Raw genomic sequence first — 17808 nt, forward strand, 5'->3', positions numbered from 1 at the left:
GCCATCGGCAGCTTCAGGCCCTGCTCGCGCGCGCAGTCGCGGGCGATCTCGTAGCCGGCGTCGGCGTGGCGCATCACGCCGGTCGCCGGATCGTTCCACAGCACGCGGGCGATGCGGGCATCGGCGGCCTCGCTGCCGTCGCAGACGATGACCACGCCGCTGTGCTGGCTGTAGCCCATGCCCACGCCGCCGCCATGGTGCAGCGACACCCAGGTCGCGCCGCCGGCGACGTTGAGCATGGCATTGAGCAGAGGCCAGTCGGAAACCGCGTCGCTGCCGTCTCGCATCGCCTCGGTCTCGCGGTTGGGCGAGGCCACCGAGCCGCTGTCGAGGTGGTCGCGACCGATCACCACCGGCGCCTTGAGCTCGCCGTTGCGCACCATCTCGTTGAAGGCCAGGCCCAGCTTGTGTCGCAGGCCAAGACCGACCCAGCAGATGCGCGCCGGCAGGCCCTGGAAGCTGATGCGCTCGCGGGCCATGTCGAGCCAGCGGTGCAGGTGGGCATCATCGGGGATGAGTTCCTTGACCTTGGCATCGGTCCTGTAGATGTCCTCCGGATCGCCCGAGAGCGCGACCCAGCGGAACGGGCCGATGCCGCGGCAGAACAGCGGGCGCACGTAGGCAGGCACGAAGCCGGGGAAGTCGAAGGAGTTCGCGCAGCCCTCGTCCTTCGCCATCTGGCGGATGTTGTTGCCGTAGTCGAAGGTCGGGATGCCCTGCGCGGCGAAGGCCAGCATGGCCTCGACGTGGACGCGCATCGACTGCTTGGCGGCGTCGCGCACGCGCGCGGGGTCTTCCGTCTGCATGCGCGCCCATTGCTCGACCGTCCAGCCGGCCGGCAGGTAGCCGTGCACCGGGTCGTGCGCGCTGGTCTGGTCGGTCACCGCATCGGGCCGGACGCCCCGTTCGACCAGTCGCGGCAGGATCTCGGCGGCATTGCCCAGCAGCGCGATCGACTTGGCCTCGCCGGCCGCGGTGTATCTGTCGATGCGCGCGAGCGCGTCGTCGAGGTCGGTGGCCTGCTCGTCGACGTAACGGGTGCGCAGGCGCATGTCGATGCGGCTCTGCTGGCACTCGATGTTCAGGCTGCAGGCCCCGGCCAGCGACGCCGCCAGCGGCTGCGCGCCGCCCATGCCGCCCAGGCCGGCGGTCAGGATCCACTTGCCCTTGAGGTCGCCGCCGTAATGCTGGCGCCCCATCTCGACGAAGGTTTCGTAGGTGCCCTGGACGATGCCCTGCGAGCCGATGTAGATCCACGAACCGGCGGTCATCTGGCCGTACATCATCAGGCCCTTGCGATCGAGCTCGTTGAAGTGCTCCCAGTTCGCCCAGGCCGGCACCAGGTTCGAGTTGGCGATCAGCACGCGCGGCGCGTCGGCATGGGTCGGGAAGATGCCCACCGGCTTGCCGGACTGCACCAGCAGGGTTTCGTCGTCGCCCAGCGTCCTGAGCGACGCCAGGATCGCGTCGTAGCTCTCCCAGTCGCGGGCGGCACGGCCGATGCCGCCGTAGACCACCAGGTCCTCGGGGCGCTCGGCCACCTCGGCGTCGAGGTTGTTCTGGATCATCCGGAACGGGGCCTCGCTCAACCACGAGCGGCAATTGAGCGCGCTGCCACGGGGGGCGCTGATGCGGCGCGCGGGATCGTGGCGGGTATGGGCGCTCTGGCTCATGGCGGGGCTCCGTGTCGTGGGTGGGAAGCACCATTATCGCGCCGGCACCCACCGCGACGGCCCCGTCGACGCCGGACCGGCGCCCGGAACAGGCCTCGGACCGTCACGAAAGTGCCCGGCACCGGTGTTTTGTATACGCTGTACACAATGCCAGCCCGCCGTGATACCGCCGACCGCATCCTCGCCGCCGCCCGCGGTCTGTTCGAGCGCGAGGGCGACGCCGGGGTGACGATACGGCGCGTGGCCGCGGCCGCGGGGCTGTCGCCGATGGCGATATACCGCCACTTCGAGAACCGCGAGGCCCTGCTGGCGCGGATCGGCGATGCCAGTTTCGACGCCATCGCCCGGCACTGGGCCGCGCGCGCGCGCGGCCTGGATCCGCTGACCCGGTTGATCGCGGTGCACCGGCTGTACCTCGACTACGCATTGGCGCACCCGCACCTGTTCGACCTGGCGTTCTCGCGGCCGCGACGCGACGCGCGGCGCTATCCGGACGACTTCCAGGCCCGGCGCTCGCCGACCCTCACCGTGGTCGCCGACGCCGTCGCCGATGCCATGGCCGCCGGCGTCCTGCGCCGGGACGACGTGTGGGACGTGACCATGACCTTGTGGGCGCATACGCACGGCCTGGTGGCGCTCTATCGCGGCGGTCGCTTCACGTTCGACGCCGGCGCGTTCACCGCCTTCTACGAGCAGTCGCTGCAGCGCCTGCTCGCCGGCCTGGCCGCGCCGCCCGGCGATGCCCCTCCCCCGGCGTGCTAGCCTCGATCCATCGCCGCAGGCGCGATGAACGGGAGTACCTGCCATGGACCCGCTTTCCGAAGTCCTGAAGTCGATCCGCCTCGATGGCGCGGTATACATCAACGCGGAGTTCACCGCGCCCTGGTGTGCGATGGCGAGCTACGGCATGCCGGTGGCCGCAGTGCGGGCCATGGGCGCGGACCACGTGGTGTTCTTCCATTGCGTGACCGACGGGCACTGCCTGACCTGCCTGGACGGCGGCGGCGGCGAGGCCGAACTGCACGCCGGGGACGTGGTCGTGTTCCCGCACAACCACCGCCACCGTGTCGGCAGCGACGTGGGCCTGCCTGCGGTGGATGCCGACACCCTGATGCCACCCACGCGCAGCGACGACATCATCCAGTTGCGCCACGGCGGGGGCGGTGAGGCGGTCCACTTCGTTTGCGGCTACCTCGCGTGCAATCGCCGCGTGTCGCGTGCCCTGCTTGCGGGCCTGCCGGAGGTCATCAAGGTCTCGCTGCTCGATCGCGGCGACGGTGCGTGGCTGCTGGACCTGCTGCGGATGGGCGTGCGCGAGTCGTCCGCGGGCAGCGCCGGGGCGCAGACCATCCTCACCAAGCTCTCCGAACTGTTGATCGCCGAGGCACTTCGCCGGCACGCCGAAGCCCTGCCACCGGACGCCACCGGCTGGTTGGCGGGGCTGCGCGACCCGGTCGTCGGCAAGGCCCTGGCACTGATGCATGCGCGGCCCGCGCAGGCCTGGAACGTGGAGAGCCTCGCCCGCGCGACCGCCTCCTCGCGCTCCGCGCTGGGCCAGCGCTTCGGCAACCTCCTCGGCGAACCGCCGATGCGCTACCTGGCGTCGCACCGCCTGGCGCTGGCCGCGCAGGCGCTGCGAAACAGCCGCGCCACGGTGGCCGAAGTCGCCGAACAGGTCGGCTACGGTGCCGAGGCGGCCTTCACCCGCGCGTTCAAGCGCGAGTTCGGGACGCCGCCCGGGCAGTGGCGGCAAGGCCAGGCCGTCGAAACAGTCGCAGCCTGACCTGGCGCCGGGAAGGCGAGGTCGGCGTCAGGCCGCGTTCGCCATCGCGTGCACGTCGGCCGCGTGCAATGGCTGTCCGCCGATGGCCCAGTGGCCACCCTTCACTTCTTCGACGACGACCCAGGTGACGGGGCGCAGCGCCTCGCCTTCGATCGCCACCATGGTGTCGGTCAGGCGGGTGGCGATGTCCTGCTTCTGTGCGTCGCTGAAGACGCCTTCGATGAGCTTCACGGTGATCAACGGCATGGTCTGGATTCCTTCATTCGGGGGATGCCGCGGCGGGGTTGCCGCGACAGGTCCAGTGTCCCCGCCAGCGCCGATGCGCGGAATGACCGATCCGCCAGCGGACTTGACCGCAACGCCACGCTCACCCGGCAGGCCCCGCATTCAGTCGTTGAGGCGGTTGATCGTGACCGTCGACGGGTCGGCGACCTGAACCTGGCGGACCGCATCCACCCGGCCCGTGGCCTGGCGCGCGGATCGGTCGTAGGCGCGGCCTCGCGCCTGCTTGCACTCGCGCGAACGGATGCGCGACCCGGTCTCGCGCATGCAGCGCGCGTCCGGCACGGCCTTGTCGCCGGCAGCGACCAAGGGCGCGGGCTGCTCCGGGCGTTCGCCATCGACGATCAGAACGCCGGCACCGGCGACATCGGCCTGGACCTGCGGGGAATGTGCCACCGACGCGATGGGCGTCGCGCCGTCTTCTTCCTGCACCGGTTCGGCCGCCAGCCCCCCCCGGGGCCAAGGCCCAAGAGAGTGAGGACGACGAAGAGCGCAGCACCGCGGGGGCGGCGCGGCGTGCGGGTGTGCAATGACACGTGCATGGCCTTGCTCCATCAGGGCGATCACTTGACCGCACCCTCGGATACGTGTGGACGCGCGTTTCGGTCGCGCGTCGCTTCAGTGGCTGCGCTGCGCGGGCCGGGGCGGGTTGAGATCGCGGACGTGGGTGCCGAGTTCGACCCCCGAGCGCCTTGCCGCTTCGAGATTGCGCTGGCGCGCCTTGGCGTCGGTGGGTGCGACGCAATCCCCCGGCCCGGCGTCGCGCCCACCCGGGCGGAGGGTGCAGGCCTGCGCGGCGGCTACCCGCAGTGACGCATCCGCCGATCCCTGCATCGCCGGGCGGGTCCGCGCGTAGCCGGGGTCGACCAGGTGCACGCCGGGTTCGTCGATGGCCTGTGCGAACACGGGTGCCGCCACGGTGACGGCGACCAGGCAGGCGAGCGCCCGGAGCGCACCGCGCGTGCGCAGGGCACGGCGGTCGTCGCGGGGGAATGCGAAGGGCTTGCGATCCATGGCGATCTGACTCCGTGTCTGGGCCCGGGCGGTCGGACCCTGCATGGGATACGTACCAACGCGACGAGGCGTCGCAACCCTGCTTCCCGACGGGCGGCCGGGGCAGCGCGACTATACGGGTTCGCCCTCGCCCGGAGTGTGGCAGTCTGGACACATGAACAGCCTGCGTTCACGCATCATCAGGTCCGTTTTCCTGGCCACTTTCGCCATCTTCGCGGTGGCCATGGTGCCGGCAGGGTGTGCGCGTGGGTCGCGCCCTCCCCCGGCCCCGCAGATGGCGCCGGGCAGCGCCCCGCTGCGCATCCTGGTGTTCACCCGCACCAGCGGATGGCGACACGACAGCATCCCGGACGCCATCGCGGCGCTGCGCGGGATCGCGGGCGAACTGGGGATGGAGGTCGTCGCCACCGAAGACGCCACGGCGTTCTCGCCCGCATCGCTTGCCGCCTACGACGCGGTCGTGTTCGCCAGCACCACCCGCGACGTCCTCGACGAAGGACAGCAGGCCGCGTTCGAAGCCTACGTCCGCGACGGTGGCGGCTACCTGGGCATCCACGCCGCGGCCGATACCGAGTACGACTGGCCCTGGTACGGCGAACTCGTGGGCGCCTGGTTCGCGAACCACCCCGAGGGCCTCCAGGCCACGCAGGTGCGCTTCGAACGGCCCGGCGTCCTGGTCGAGGGCGAGACGTGGCCGGTCATCGACGAAATCTACAACTACCGCCGCAATCCACGTCACCGGGTCCAGGTGATCGCCACCGTCGACGAAACCAGCTATGAAGGTGGCACGATGGGCGACGACCACCCGATCGCCTGGTGCCATCGCCCGGGACGCGGCAGAGCCTGGTACACCGGCCTGGGCCATACGCGCGAAATGTACGCGGACCCGCGCTTCCGTCGCCATCTCGCGCGCGGCCTGCGCTTCGCCAGCGGCGCCGACGCCGCCTGCTGAGCGAGGCCCGCAGTCGCCCTCCGGGATGCCGGCAGGACCCCTGCACGCGGGGCACCCAGGGGCTGGGGACGGTCGCGGTCGAAACCCCTATCGCCCGCCCCGCCCCGAGACCCGGCGCCCGGCGTCATGCCCGTCGTCGGCGTCCCGCAACATGGTCCCGGTACTATCGGGGGCATGCGATCCAAGAACCACGTGCCTCCGACCCTCCGTGCCCTCACCCTCACCGCCCTCCTGCTCCTCGCCGCCTGCACCACCGGCGGCAGGCCGGCACGCGCGCCGACCGCCCCGGTCGGGGACGCCCCGCCGGTGCTGCTGGTATCGATCGACGGCTTCCGCGCCGACTACCTGGCGCTGGGCATCACGCCCAACCTGCAGCGTATCGCCGACGGCGGCGTTCGCGCGCAATGGATGACGCCGTCCTATCCCTCGTTGACGTTCCCGAACCACTACACCCTGGTCACCGGCCTGCGGCCGGACCACCATGGCATCGTCCACAACACCATGGCCGACCCCGAACTGGGGGGCTTCATGCTCAGCAACCGCGATGCCGTCGGCGACGGCCGCTGGTGGGCGGGCGAGCCGATCTGGGTTGGCGCGGCACGGGCCGGCCTGCCCACCGCGACCCTGTTCTGGCCGGGCAGCGAAGCCGCGGTACAGGGCGTACGGCCAGACCGCTGGAAACCCTTCGATCCATCCATGCCATACGCCGAGCGCATTTCGACGGTCCTCGGCTGGCTGTCCGAGGCCCCGGGCACGCGCCCACGCGTGGCGACCCTCTACTTCGAGCGCGTCGACAAGGCCGGACACGACCATGGTCCCGATTCGCCCGAGGCACTCGCGGCCATCCGCGAGGCCGACGACGCGATCGGCCTGCTGCTCGACGGCCTGCACGCGCGCGGCATCGACGACGAAGTCAACCTGGTCGTCGTCTCCGACCATGGCATGGCGACGGTCGAACCGGGACACGCAGTCGCGATCGAATCGATGGTGTCCGCGCGCGACGGGCGCGTGGTGACCCATGGCCAGTCGGTCGGCATCGAACCCATGCAGGGTCGCGACGCCTTCGCCGAACGCCGCCTGCTGGGCCGCCACGACCATTACGAGTGCTGGCGCAAGCAGGACCTGCCGCGCGCCTGGGCCTATGGCGAAAACCGGCGCGTGCCCGCGATCGTCTGCCAGATGGACGAAGGCTGGGACGCCTTGCCCGGAGAGCTGCTGGCGCGTCGCGACCCCGCCGCCACCCGTGGCTCGCACGGCTTCGACCCGGCGTTGCCGTCGATGCGCGCCCTGTTCGTGGCGCAGGGGCCTTCCTTCCGGCAAGGCGTGGTGTTGCCGGCCTTCGACAACGTCGATGTCTATCCGCTGCTGGCACGCCTGGTCGGCATCGCGCCGGCTCCCAACGACGGCGACATCGCACCGCTGCTGCCGGCCCTGGCGCCGCCGGCGGCGCCCGCCGGGGACGATTGAACGCGCCGGCATTGATGTCCGGAAACGGCGAGTCCGGGGACGGGGCCGGTGCTAGCCTGCACCCATGGCCTCCCCCACTCCCACGCCGTCCACCCCGATGCCGCCCCCGCCCGAGGGCCTGCCCACGCGGCAGGTCTGCGAACAGGCCCGACTCAGCCGGGACGCGCGATTCGATGGCCTGTTCTTCACCGCCGTCGCCACCACCGGCATCTACTGCCGGCCGGTGTGCCCGGCGCCACCGCCCAAGCCGGGCAACATCACCTACTACCCCAACGCCGCGGCCGCCGAAGCGGCCGGCTACCGGCCTTGCCTGCGCTGCCGACCGGAGCTGGCGCCGGGCGACGGCGCCTGGCGCCGCGGCGATGCCGCGGTCGCACGCGCGATCAAGCTGATCAACGAAGGCCTGCTCGCCGAAGCGCCGGTGGCGACACTGGCCGAGCGCGTCAACCTGGGCGAGCGCCAGTTGCGGCGCCTGTTCGTCGAACGGCTGGGGGCCTCGCCGCAGGGCGTGCACGGCACCCGGCGCCTGCTGTTCGCCAAGCAGCTGCTCACCGAGACCGACCTGTCGATCACCGACATCGCGATGGCCGCCGGCTTCGGCAGCCTGCGTCGCTTCAACACCAGCTTCAAGGACGCCTACCGGATGGCCCCGCGCGAGCTTCGCCGGCGGCCGGCGGCATCCCGCGGCGAGACCCTCGTCCTCCGCCTGGGCTACCGGCCGCCCTACGACCTGGCGGCGATGCTCGACTTCCTGCGCGGGCGTGCCCTGCCGGGCGTGGAAGTGGTCACCACCGCCAGCTACCGCCGCGTGATCGCCCCGGCCGCGCCCGGCGGCCGGCCCGGCTGGCTTCGCGTCGGCGCCTGGGACGGAGACGAGCCGGCCCTCAAGCTCGAACTCCACGGCGTCCCGCCGCTGCAACTGCAGGCCGTGGTGGGCCGCATCCGGCGCATGTTCGACCTCGACGCCGACCCCGGCGTCATCGCCTCGACACTGGAAGCCGATGCCCGCCTGCGTCCGCTGCTGCGCCGGCATCCCGGCCTGCGCCTGCCCAGCGGCTGGGACGGGTTCGAGATCGCGGTACGCGCGATCGTCGGCCAGCAGATCAGCGTAGCGGCGGCGCGCACGGTGACCAGCCGGCTCGCTCAGCGCTTCGGCACCCCGGTCGACACCCCCCTGGCGGACGGCCTGGAGCACCTGTTCCCGACGCCGGCCGACCTTGCCTATGCGGACCTCGATGGGATCGGCCTGACCGCCGCGCGCGCGGGCACGCTGCGCACGGTCGCGCGCGCCCTGCTCGACGGCCAGGTCGACTTCAGGCCGGAACAGACCCTGGAGGAATTCGTCGGGCGCTGGACCGCGCTACCCGGCATCGGGCCCTGGACCGCCCACTACGTGGCGCTGCGCGCGCTGGCCCACCCCGACGCCTTCCCGGCCGAGGACCTGGTCCTGCAGAAGATGCTGCCGGGCGACGGCAGCCGCATGAGCGCGCGCACGCTGGCCGCCGAAGCCGAAGCATGGCGCCCCTGGCGCGCCTATGCCGTCATCCACCTGTGGCGCCAGGCCAGCGAACAGGCCACCCCACCCAAAGTGCCGGCGCCCCGGCGGAGGACATCCCGATGAACGCGCAACACGCACTCGCCGGCGCACCGGCCCACGACACGGTGTTCCATCGCCTCCACGAAAGCCCGGTCGGTCCACTGCGCCTGGCGGCCTCGGATGCCGGCGTGCACGCCGTCGAGTTCCATGCCCAACGCCACCCGGTACCGGGCAAGGCCGGCTGGCAGGCCGGCGACCACCCGCTGCTCGATGCCCTGGCCACCCAGCTCGACGACTATTTCGGCGGGCGCCGCGTGCGGTTCGACCTGCCCCTGGCGCCTCGCGGCACCGATTTCCAGCGCACGGTCTGGCATGCCCTGGCGACGATTCCCTTCGGCCAGACCATCAGCTACGCGCAGCTCGCCACCCGGATCGGCAAGCCCGCGGCGATGCGTGCGGTCGGTGCCGCCAATGGCCGCAACCCGATTCCGATCGTACTGCCCTGCCACCGCGTCATCGGTGCCGACGGCAGCCTCACCGGCTTCGGCGGCGGCCTGCCGACCAAGCGCTTCCTGCTCGAACTCGAGGGCGCGCTGGCGCCGCAAACGGCGCGGACCGACCTGTTCGGCGACTGAGGCGGCGACGCGACTCCGGCGTCACATGCCGCGGAAACGGTGAAGGAAGGCGGCGCTGACCGGAAGGTCCTCGTCGCGCCCCCGCAGCGACAGGCGCCACTTGCCCAGCTCGTCCTTGCGCACGCGGTCGATCGCCGCGACCCGCACGACGATGCCGCGGTGGACCTGCCAGAACACGTCCGGATCGAGCCCGGCCAGCAACTCCTTCAACGGCGTGCGGATCACCGCTTCGCCGTCGCCGGTGACCACGCGCACGTACTTGTCCTGCGCCTGCAGCAAGAGCACGTCGTCGATGCCGATCATGCGCACGCTGTCGCCGACGCTGGCGCTGATCCAGCGGATGCGCTGCGCACCCTGCGGACGCAGGCGCGCCTCGAGTTCGTCGACACGGGCCTGCAGGTCGCCGGGCGCGGGGCGCGCGAGGGATTCGCGCACCCGCTCGATGGCTTGCGCCAGGCGCTGCGGTGCGACCGGCTTGAGCAGGTAGTCGACCGCGCCTGCCTCGAAGGCACGGATGGCGTACTCGTCGTAGGCGGTGGTGAAGACCACCCGTCCGCCGGCGGCCACCACCGCGCGGGCCACGTCGAGGCCGCCGACGCCCGGCATGCGGATGTCCAGGAACGCGACGTCTGGGCGCAACGCGGCGACGGCCTGCAGGGCTTCCACTCCGTCTTCGCAGGCAACGATCTCGCCGGCGCCCGGCCAGGCCTCGGCGAGCATCGCCAGCAACGCGGCGCGCTGCGGTGCCTCGTCCTCGGCCACCATCACGATGGGCCCCCGCTCGCGTGCGTTCATGGATGTCCCGCCCCCGGTTGCCGGGCGTCCGACTCAAGCGGCAGGTCGAGCTCGGCGATGCAGCCGCCGGCGGCGCCACTGCGCAGCGCCAGCGCCGCATGCCGGCCATAACGCGCGCGCAACTGCTCACGCACGTTCTCCAGCCCTACGCCGCCGCCGACGCCGGGTTGCAGGCCCACGCCGTCGTCCTCGACACGCACCCGCAGGCGGTCGCCTTCGAGCGACGCGACGATCGTGATCACGCCGGGCCCGCGCACGGGCTCGATGCCATGCTTGACCGCGTTCTCCACAAGGGTGATCAGCAACAGTGGCGGGAAGGCATGGCCGCGCAACGCCTCGTCGGCTTCGATCGCCACATGCAGGCGCTCGCCCATGCGCAGCCGCATCACGTCCAGGTAGCGTGCGCACAGGTCGAGCTGCGCGCCCAGCGTCGACAGCGCGCCATCCTCGCCGGGACGCAGGCGCGGGATGCTCGCGCGCAGGTAGTCGACCAGCGCATCGAGGGTGCGCTCGGCCTTGTCCGCGTCCTGCCGCACGAGGGCGCGGACCGAGGCCAGGGTGTTGAACAGGAAGTGCGGTTCCACCTGCGCCTGCAAGGCGCCCAGGCGCAGGTCGCTGTCGCGCTTGGCCTGTTGCAGCCGCGCCATGTCCCGGCGCTGGCGATCCTCGCGCCAGCGCCGTTGTTCGCTGAAGTACGCACGCAGCGCGAGCCCGCCGCCGAACATCCCGTAGATCACCACCAGCACCAGCAGGTTCAGGCTGATCGCGAAGTGCCGCTCCGCGCCCGACACCGCACCGGCGTTCGGCAGGGACTGGCCCGCCGCGCGCATCGCGTCTCCCACCACCGCCTGGACGTAGCTGGAGGCCCACTGGTCGACGAAGAAGCTGATGACGATGCCGGCCAGCACCGCCACCACCACCGCCCGGCGTTCGCGCGTGTCGGGCCAGCGGCGATAGCGCACCCACGTCGCCAGGATCGGACCCGCGGTCGCCATCAGGCCGAAGGCGACGAACAGGTGCAGGCCCGACAACACGCCCACCCCGTAATCGCGTGTCGCGAAACCAACGCCGAACGCGGTCAACAGCGCATACGCGCCGATCAGGCCACCGAACAGCAGGCTGCGTCCGCGCAGCCAGGGCAGGCTGAAGACCGGGTACTGGCGATAACGCCCCCAGACCGTGTTGCCGCCGACGAGCACGTCGGGCGGCAGCGGTCGGCCCAGTGCGTAGGCATCACTGGCCTCGCGCCCGGCCATGCTCACTGCTTCCCGCCGCGCAGGACGTTGCCGCCCTGGTGCAGGGCCAGTGCGTTCACCTCGCCCCGTGCATCACGCTCGAAGCGGATCTCGATGCCGAACGCGCTGGCGGTGAACACGTCCTTGCCCGCGGGCGACAGGGGGAACGCACCCTGCCCGGTCGCCTGGGCCTGGAGCACGCCGTCGCGCACGCTGACCGCCAGCACCATGTCGGTCGGCGCCAGCGGGTAGCGCCCCGCGTACTCGGCCAGGGCCTCGACCGACGGTGCCTTCGACGCGGGCTGCGCAGGCGTGGACACCTGCACGCGCCGGGCCGGCATCACCGCGCCGCCCTGGTGCCAGTTGAATGCGTGGCGGCCGTCGGCCGTGCGCGTCGGCGACAACAGGGCGTCGAACGCCAGCGGAAAGAAATCGCCGGCGCTGTCATGGCCCATCTCGAACGCGGGCTGGCCGGCGGCCTGGACCTCGAGCGCGTCGCCGCGACGCCGCAGGGTCAGTGCGGGCCCGCCTTCGAGCTGCCATTCACCGACCAGGGCGTCCACCAGGGCCGCCGGGGCCGGCGTGACGGTGCGGGGCGCGGGCAGGGGCCGGGCGTCGTCGATCAGGTGCAGGCCCAGGCCGCCCAGCCCCCCCAGCGCGGTGAGCGCGGTATCCGACAAGACGACCACGCCGCGACCGCGCGCCGGGTCCAGCGCGATCAGCGAGGAGAAGCCGCCGGTCCCGCCCTCGTGCGCAAGCAGCTCGCGCCCGTCGAGCGGCATGCGCATCCAGTTCATCGCGATCGGTCGCCCTGACGCGGTTTCGATCGGTTGCCGGGTCAGCGCCATCGCCGAGGCCAGCGGCTCGGGCGCCGCGCCCAGGCCTGCCTCGGCGTAGCGGATCATGTCGTCCAGGGTCGCGCGCACACCGCCGACGCCTGCCAGCGCATCGTCGAAATGCCAGCCCGGCACCGGGGTGCCGTTGGGCATGTGGCCCTGCGCCTGGACCACGCCCGCGGGCCGATCGGCGACATGGGCGCCTTCCATGCCCAGCGGCGTGAACAGGCGTTCGTCGAGCAGCGTTTCCAAGCCGGCGCCGGCACGTCGGCTGACCGCGTAGGACAGCAGCATGGACGCGTAGTTGGAGTACGCGAACGTCGAGCCCGGCGCCTGTGCCAGCGTCACCTCACCCAGGGCCTGCAGCAGGTCGTCCGGTCGCATCGCCGCATAGGGATCGCTGGCATCGGCGACCGGGATCGGTGGCAGCGCCGGCAGGCCGCTGGTGTGGGTCACGAGATGGCGGATCAGGATCGGCTGTCCCTGGAACTCCGGCACCGCGGTTCCCTCCGGCAGGTAGTCCGACAGCGGATCGTCGAGGCGCGCGCGGCCGTCCCGGACCAGGCCTGCAAGCAGCGTGGCGGTCATGGTCTTGCTGATCGAGCCGATTTCGAAGGCGCTGTCGCTGCCGATCCGCAGGGCGCCGTCGGCGCAGGCGTAGGCTCGACGCACGCGCGACGAAGGCGCCGGCGCGTCCCCCGTCGCGATGTCGACGACGCCGACGGCCATGCAGGCGCCGCTGCGGTCGCCGTTCAGGCGCTTCTCGAGCGTGGCCTGCAGGTCGGGATCCAGGCCGGCCGGTGGCGGCGGCGCCGCGCAGGCGTTGCCGCACAGCACGACGGCGGCGGCCAGCAACGGGAGGGCGAGGACAGGGCGTGGACGGATTGACATGGTCGGGTCTCCTTTCTGGACGGCTCCAGCCTGCCGGCCTACGTGCGCGGTCGCCGGTCCTTGCGACGAAACAGGCGCTGCGGACGACGAAGCGCGTGCTCGCGGCGCGAACATCCCGCCGCGCCCGCTCAGTCCTGCATCAGCGACGCCAGCGCGTCGCGGTATCGATGGGCGATGGCCTCCCGATCGCGGTGCTGCCCGCCCTCGACCACGCGGCGACCGCCCACGAAGACCTCCTCGACCAGGTTGCGGTTGCCACTGAACAACCAGCGGTCGACCACGTCCTCATCGCGGGCACCCAGCATCTGCGGCGCGCGCATGTCGAGCACCAGGGCGTCGGCGCAATCGCCCTCGCCCAGTCCGCCGCAGCGGTGGCCCGTGGAGGACGCGGCGCTCGCGCTCGCGCCGGCGAGCAGGGTCTCGCCAACGCTGGGGGTGTCGGCGCTGACCGCGATGTTGCGCCGTCGCGTCGCCAGGCGCTGGCCGTACTCTAGCCATCGCAGTTCCTCGACGGGCGACACCGAGATGTGGGAGTCCGAGCCGATGCCCCACGCCCCGCCGGCGTCGAGGAAGTCGCGCAGCGGGAACAGGCCGTCGCCGAGGTTGGCCTCGGTGGTCGGGCACAGGGCCACCGTAGCGCCGCTGCGTGCGATGCCCGCCACCTCGTCCGCATCCAGGTGGGTGGCATGGACCAGGGTCCAGCGCCGGTCCACCGGGGCGTTGTCGAGCAGCCAGGCCACCGGCCGCGCCCCGCGGACTTCGACGCACGCCTCCACCTCGGCGACCTGCTCGGCGATGTGGATGTGCACCGGCATCGCCGGCGGCAACGCCTCCAGCACCGCCGCCATCGCATCGGGCGGTACCGCGCGCAGGCTGTGAAGCGCGCAGCCGACATGCAGCATGTCGTTGGCGTCCTCGCACAGGCGATCGACCAGTGCGAGGTAATCGTCGACCGCGTGCCCGAAGCGCCGTTGGCGCTCGCCCAGCGCGCGGCCATCGAAGCCACCGCTCATGTAGAGCACCGGCAGCAGGGTCAGGCGGATCCCGGTGTCGCGCGCCGCCGACACCAGCGCCTGCGACATCGCCGTGGGGTCTCGGTAGGCACCGCCACCGGGCGTGTGGTGCAGGTAATGGAATTCGCATGCGCTGGTGTAACCGGCCTCCAGCATTTCGGCATACAGCTGTGCCGCGACGGCGTAGAGCGTGTCGGGCGAGAAGCGCGAGGCGAAGCGGTACATGGTCTCGCGCCAGGTCCAGAACGAATCGGCCGGGTCGGTCTGGCGCTCGGCCATGCCGGCCATCGCGCGCTGGAACGCGTGCGAATGCAGGTTGGCGATGCCGGGTACCAGCCGGCGCGACGTGTCGCGGCCGTCGACCACCGCGGCGACACGGCCGTGCGCATCCACCTGCACGCGCCGCGCGGCTTGCCATCCGGCGGGGGTCCAGAGCGATCCATCGGGAAGCGCGCGTGTGCTCATCTTGATCCTCGTGGCGGGACGCGGCCCGCATCCCCGGGCCGTGCGCGCCATTGTCGCGCGGACGCGCCGGGCTGGCGACCACGGCGTATCGACTACAATGGGGCGATGACCCCAAGCGTTCCCCCTTCGCCAGACCCGGACGAATCGGGCCCGGCACAGCTCTGGTCACGCGAAGCCTGGAAGCGCCGCATCGCGCTGTGGGGGGGCGCAGTCGCCGTGGCGCTGGCGGCGATCGTGTTCGCCAAGGTCGGCGATGCCGCGTATGGCATGTTCCTCGGCATCACCGCCCACTCGCCCTGGTGGGCGCTGCTGTTGACGCCGCTGTCGTTCGCCATCCTCGCCTGGGCCACCCGCGGCAAGCTCGCGCCCACGCGCGGCAGCGGCATCCCGCAGGTGATCGCATCACTGCAGGTCGCGCGCGACGACTTCCGCGCCGCACAGCTCTCGCTGTGGGTATCGCTGTGCAAGATGGGCTTCACGATCCTGGCGCTGTTCGGCGGCGCGTCGGTCGGGCGCGAAGGGCCCACCGTGCACGTGGGCGCCGGCATCATGCACGCGATCGGTCGTCGCCTCGGCTACAGCGATCCCTACCAGGCTTCGCGCTTCCTGCTCGCCGGTGGCGCCGCAGGCATCGCCGCCGCCTTCAACACGCCCCTGGCCGGCGTGGTGTTCGCGATCGAAGAGTTGAGCGGGGCGTTCGAGCAGCGTTTCTCGGGCACCTTGCTGACCGCGGTCATCGTCGGCGGCGTGGTGTCCATGGGCCTGCTGGGCGACTACGCCTACTTCGGCCACATCGCCGCGCGGATCCCGTTGGGCCAGGGCTGGCTCGCGATCCTCGCCTGCGGCGTGGTCTGTGGCGTGCTCGGCGGCCTGTTCGCGCGCACCGTGGTCGCGGCCGCCGACGGGCGCCCGCGCTGGCTGGGGCGCCTGCGTGGCGCGCACCCGGTGCTCTTCGCGACCGCCTGCGGGCTGTCGCTCGCGCTGCTCGGCGTTGCCCTGGGCGGCACGGTGTTCGGGACCGGATACGAGCAGGCGCACGCGCTGCTGCTGCGCAGCGATGCGCCCGGCGCGGAGTTCGGCATCGCCAAGTTCCTGGCCAACCTGGTGTCCTACGTGGCCGGCATCCCGGGCGGCCTGTTCTCGCCCGCCCTGGCGGTGGGCGCGGGGCTGGGGGACAACCTCTCGCACCTGTTCCCGGGCGTGGACCCCGCGGCCGTCGTGCTGCTGGGCATGTGCGCCTACCTCGCCGGCGTGACCCAGGCCCCGCTGACGTCGGCGGTGATCTCGATCGAGCTGACCGACAACCACGCGCTGATGCTGCCCATCCTGGCGACCGTGCTGCTGGCCCGCGCCTGTTCCAACCTGTGTTGCCCGACGCCCATCTACAAGGCGCTGGCCCTGCGCCTGGTGCCCCGGCTCACGCCGCCTCCCTCCCCGTCGACCGCCCCGCCGCCATGACCGACCGCGACGCTCTTCCATCCCCACAGCCCCGGTGGGACGGCCTGGTGCTCGGCGCCTCGCTCGCCACACTGGACGCCGCGCACGGCTATGGCGAAGTGCCCGATGGCGCCCTGGCCTGGAAGGACGGCCTGCTCGTGCATGCAGGGCCGCGCCATGAGCTTCCGGGCGATCCCGCCGCGCTGGCCGACGAGGTCATCGAGACCGACGGCTGGATCACCCCGGGGCTGGTCGATTGCCATACCCACCTCGTCTTCGCCGGCGATCGCGCGCGCGAGTTCGAGATGCGCCTGCAGGGCGCGAGCTACGAGGACATCGCGCGCGCCGGCGGCGGCATCCTGTCAAGCGTGCGCGCGGTGCGGGCCATCGACGAGGATGGCCTGCTGCGCGAGTCGCTGCCACGCGCGCGCGCCTTGGCCGCCGACGGCGCGACGACCGTCGAGATCAAGTCCGGCTACGGACTCGACTTCGAGAACGAGCGCAAGATGCTGCGCGTCGCCCGTCGCGTCGGTGAACTGGCGGGCGTGCAGGTGCGCACCACTTACCTCGCCGCGCATGCCTTGCCGCCGGAATTCGCCGATCGCGCGGAGGATTACATCGACGCCGTCGTGGACTGGATGCCCCGGCTGCACGCCGAGGGCCTGATCGATGCGGTCGACGCGTTCTGCGAAGGCATCGGCTTTTCCCCGGCGCAGACCCGCCGCGTGTTCGAGGCCGCGCGGGGGCTCGGCCTGCCGGTCAAGCTGCATGCCGACCAGTTGAGCGATCTCGGCGGCGCCGGACTGGTGGCCGAGTTCGCGGGCCTGTCGGCCGACCACGTGGAATACAGCAGCGAGGCCAGTGTTCGCGCGATGGCGGCTTCCGGCGCGGTCGCGGTCCTGCTGCCGGGCGCCTTCCATGTCCTGCGCGAGACACGCCTGCCGCCGCTGGATGCCTTCCGCGAGCACGGAGTGCCAATGGCCGTCGCCACCGACTGCAACCCCGGCACGTCGCCGTTGATGTCGATGCGCCAGGCCATGCAACTGGCCTGCACGCATTTCCGGCTGACCCCCGAGGAAAGCCTGCGCGGTGCAAGTCTCAACGCGGCCCATGCCCTGGGACTGCACGACCGCGGCGTCCTGCGCACCGGCGCCCGCGCGGACTTCACCTTGTGGGACATCCGCCACCCTTCGGAACTGGGCTACTGGCTCGGCGGCCGCCTGGCACGCGCGACCTACGCCGGCGGACAGCGGATCGCCTGAGCCACCGTCACGGCCCGGGCGACGCCAGGCCAGAGCGGCCGCCCGCATGCGGCGTCATCCCAGCGAACGCTGGATCCAGCCTTTGGCAAGGCTCGGGAGTCCTCCCCGGCCCAGCGCAGCGCGCTGGGCGTTCGCCCAGGCCGCGCGGCGGTGCCGCGCAAGCGGTCCGCCTCACCCCAGCGTTCGCTGGGATGACAAAAAGTGGTGGCGTAGCAGCGCACGATCGGTTGCGCGACGCAAGACCCATCGTGCGTCGTGGCCGGCAGCGGCTGGACTTGGCGCGAGGCGCCAGGCGTGTTGTGCAGTTGCTCCCTCATACCGCTCCCCGGGTGCGCTTCGCTTACCCAGGCTACGCGACGCGTTGCCGTTGCCGTTGCCGTTGCCGTTGATCTTGTTCTTGATCTTCGCGACTTTGAGGCCGTCGAGCACCGCAGGCCGTGGCGGCCGGAGAGGCGCCCTTGTCTGAGCGAAGCGAGTTTGGGCGCCGTGCCGCCACGACCGAGGCGCACAGGGGACCGGTGCGGCGAAGCC

The 17808-nt window shown here is 71.9% G+C and carries 16 protein-coding genes; 8 read left to right on the plus strand and 8 right to left on the minus strand.

Annotation, left to right across the window (positions count from 1 at the left end):
• Positions 1-1673: urocanate hydratase (hutU, locus tag FKV25_RS01140; RefSeq protein WP_141516954.1), on the minus strand; the 1673-nt coding region annotated here is incomplete at its 3' end.
• A 147-nt stretch (positions 1674-1820) separates the two neighbouring features.
• Here hutU and FKV25_RS01145 point away from each other — a divergent pair.
• Positions 1821-2435 carry a TetR/AcrR family transcriptional regulator gene (locus tag FKV25_RS01145; RefSeq protein WP_141516955.1) on the plus strand — a complete coding sequence of 205 codons (615 nt, stop codon included), beginning with the start codon at positions 1821-1823 and terminating at the stop codon, positions 2433-2435.
• Positions 2436-2478: 43 nt separating this feature from the next.
• Positions 2479-3456: an AraC family transcriptional regulator gene (locus FKV25_RS01150; RefSeq protein ID WP_141516956.1), complete on the plus strand. Its 978-nt coding sequence runs from the start codon at positions 2479-2481 to the stop codon at positions 3454-3456.
• Positions 3457-3483: 27 nt separating this feature from the next.
• On the opposite strand, the gene FKV25_RS01155 is transcribed toward FKV25_RS01150, so the two are convergent.
• The 3 genes from FKV25_RS01155 to FKV25_RS01165 form a co-directional block, all read right to left on the minus strand.
• The gene (locus FKV25_RS01155; RefSeq protein ID WP_141516957.1) at positions 3484-3702 is read right to left on the minus strand and encodes a tautomerase family protein; all 219 of its coding nucleotides are present in this window, start codon (positions 3700-3702) and stop codon (positions 3484-3486) included.
• A 141-nt stretch (positions 3703-3843) separates the two neighbouring features.
• Complete coding sequence (locus FKV25_RS01160; RefSeq protein ID WP_141516958.1) at positions 3844-4134, minus strand: hypothetical protein; 291 nt, start codon at positions 4132-4134, stop codon at positions 3844-3846.
• 222 nt (positions 4135-4356) lie between these two features.
• Positions 4357-4752, minus strand: a complete 396-nt coding sequence (locus FKV25_RS01165) for a hypothetical protein (protein ID WP_141516959.1) — start codon at positions 4750-4752, stop codon at positions 4357-4359.
• Positions 4753-5026: 274 nt separating this feature from the next.
• Here FKV25_RS01165 and FKV25_RS01170 point away from each other — a divergent pair, with 274 nt between their 5' ends.
• The 4 genes from FKV25_RS01170 to FKV25_RS01185 all read left to right on the plus strand — a co-directional run bounded on the left by FKV25_RS01170 (position 5027) and on the right by FKV25_RS01185 (position 9343).
• Positions 5027-5704, plus strand: a complete 678-nt coding sequence (locus FKV25_RS01170) for a ThuA domain-containing protein (RefSeq protein ID WP_246071820.1) — start codon at positions 5027-5029, stop codon at positions 5702-5704.
• A 192-nt stretch (positions 5705-5896) separates the two neighbouring features.
• Positions 5897-7171, plus strand: coding sequence for an alkaline phosphatase family protein (locus FKV25_RS01175; RefSeq protein ID WP_246071822.1), 1275 nt, complete (start codon positions 5897-5899; stop codon positions 7169-7171).
• A gap of 64 nt (positions 7172-7235) precedes the next feature.
• Complete coding sequence (locus FKV25_RS01180) at positions 7236-8792, plus strand: DNA-3-methyladenine glycosylase 2 family protein (RefSeq protein ID WP_425462595.1); 1557 nt, start codon at positions 7236-7238, stop codon at positions 8790-8792.
• A complete protein-coding gene (locus FKV25_RS01185) occupies positions 8789-9343 on the plus strand; it encodes a methylated-DNA--[protein]-cysteine S-methyltransferase (RefSeq protein WP_141516961.1) in 555 nt (184 codons plus the stop codon). The genes FKV25_RS01180 and FKV25_RS01185 overlap by 4 nt, the downstream gene beginning before the upstream one ends.
• Before the next feature lie 21 nt (positions 9344-9364).
• Here FKV25_RS01185 and FKV25_RS01190 read toward each other — a convergent pair whose 3' ends face one another.
• The 4 genes from FKV25_RS01190 to FKV25_RS01205 form a co-directional block, all read right to left on the minus strand.
• On the minus strand, positions 9365-10138 hold the full coding sequence (locus FKV25_RS01190; RefSeq protein WP_141516962.1) for a LytR/AlgR family response regulator transcription factor: 774 nt from the start codon (positions 10136-10138) through the stop codon (positions 9365-9367).
• A complete protein-coding gene (locus tag FKV25_RS01195; RefSeq protein ID WP_141516963.1) occupies positions 10135-11394 on the minus strand; it encodes a sensor histidine kinase in 1260 nt (419 codons plus the stop codon). Before FKV25_RS01195 ends, FKV25_RS01190 begins: the two co-directional genes overlap by 4 nt.
• Positions 11395-11396: 2 nt before the next feature.
• Positions 11397-13100 (minus strand): serine hydrolase, encoded by a 1704-nt coding sequence (locus tag FKV25_RS01200; RefSeq protein WP_170218460.1) that lies wholly within the window; start codon positions 13098-13100, stop codon positions 11397-11399.
• Between the two features lie 128 nt (positions 13101-13228).
• Positions 13229-14578 (minus strand): formimidoylglutamate deiminase, encoded by a 1350-nt coding sequence (locus FKV25_RS01205; protein ID WP_141516965.1) that lies wholly within the window; start codon positions 14576-14578, stop codon positions 13229-13231.
• Positions 14579-14683: 105 nt separating this feature from the next.
• Here FKV25_RS01205 and FKV25_RS01210 point away from each other — a divergent pair, with 105 nt between their 5' ends.
• A complete protein-coding gene (locus FKV25_RS01210) occupies positions 14684-16036 on the plus strand; it encodes a chloride channel protein (protein ID WP_141516966.1) in 1353 nt (450 codons plus the stop codon).
• Positions 16033-17277, plus strand: coding sequence for an imidazolonepropionase (gene hutI / locus FKV25_RS01215; protein WP_141516967.1), 1245 nt, complete (start codon positions 16033-16035; stop codon positions 17275-17277). The genes FKV25_RS01210 and hutI overlap by 4 nt, the downstream gene beginning before the upstream one ends.
• The last annotated feature ends 531 nt before the right edge of the window (positions 17278-17808 follow it).

Origin of the sequence: Marilutibacter aestuarii, assembly GCF_006546775.1 — a bacterium.
GTDB lineage: Bacteria > Pseudomonadota > Gammaproteobacteria > Xanthomonadales > Xanthomonadaceae > Marilutibacter > Marilutibacter aestuarii.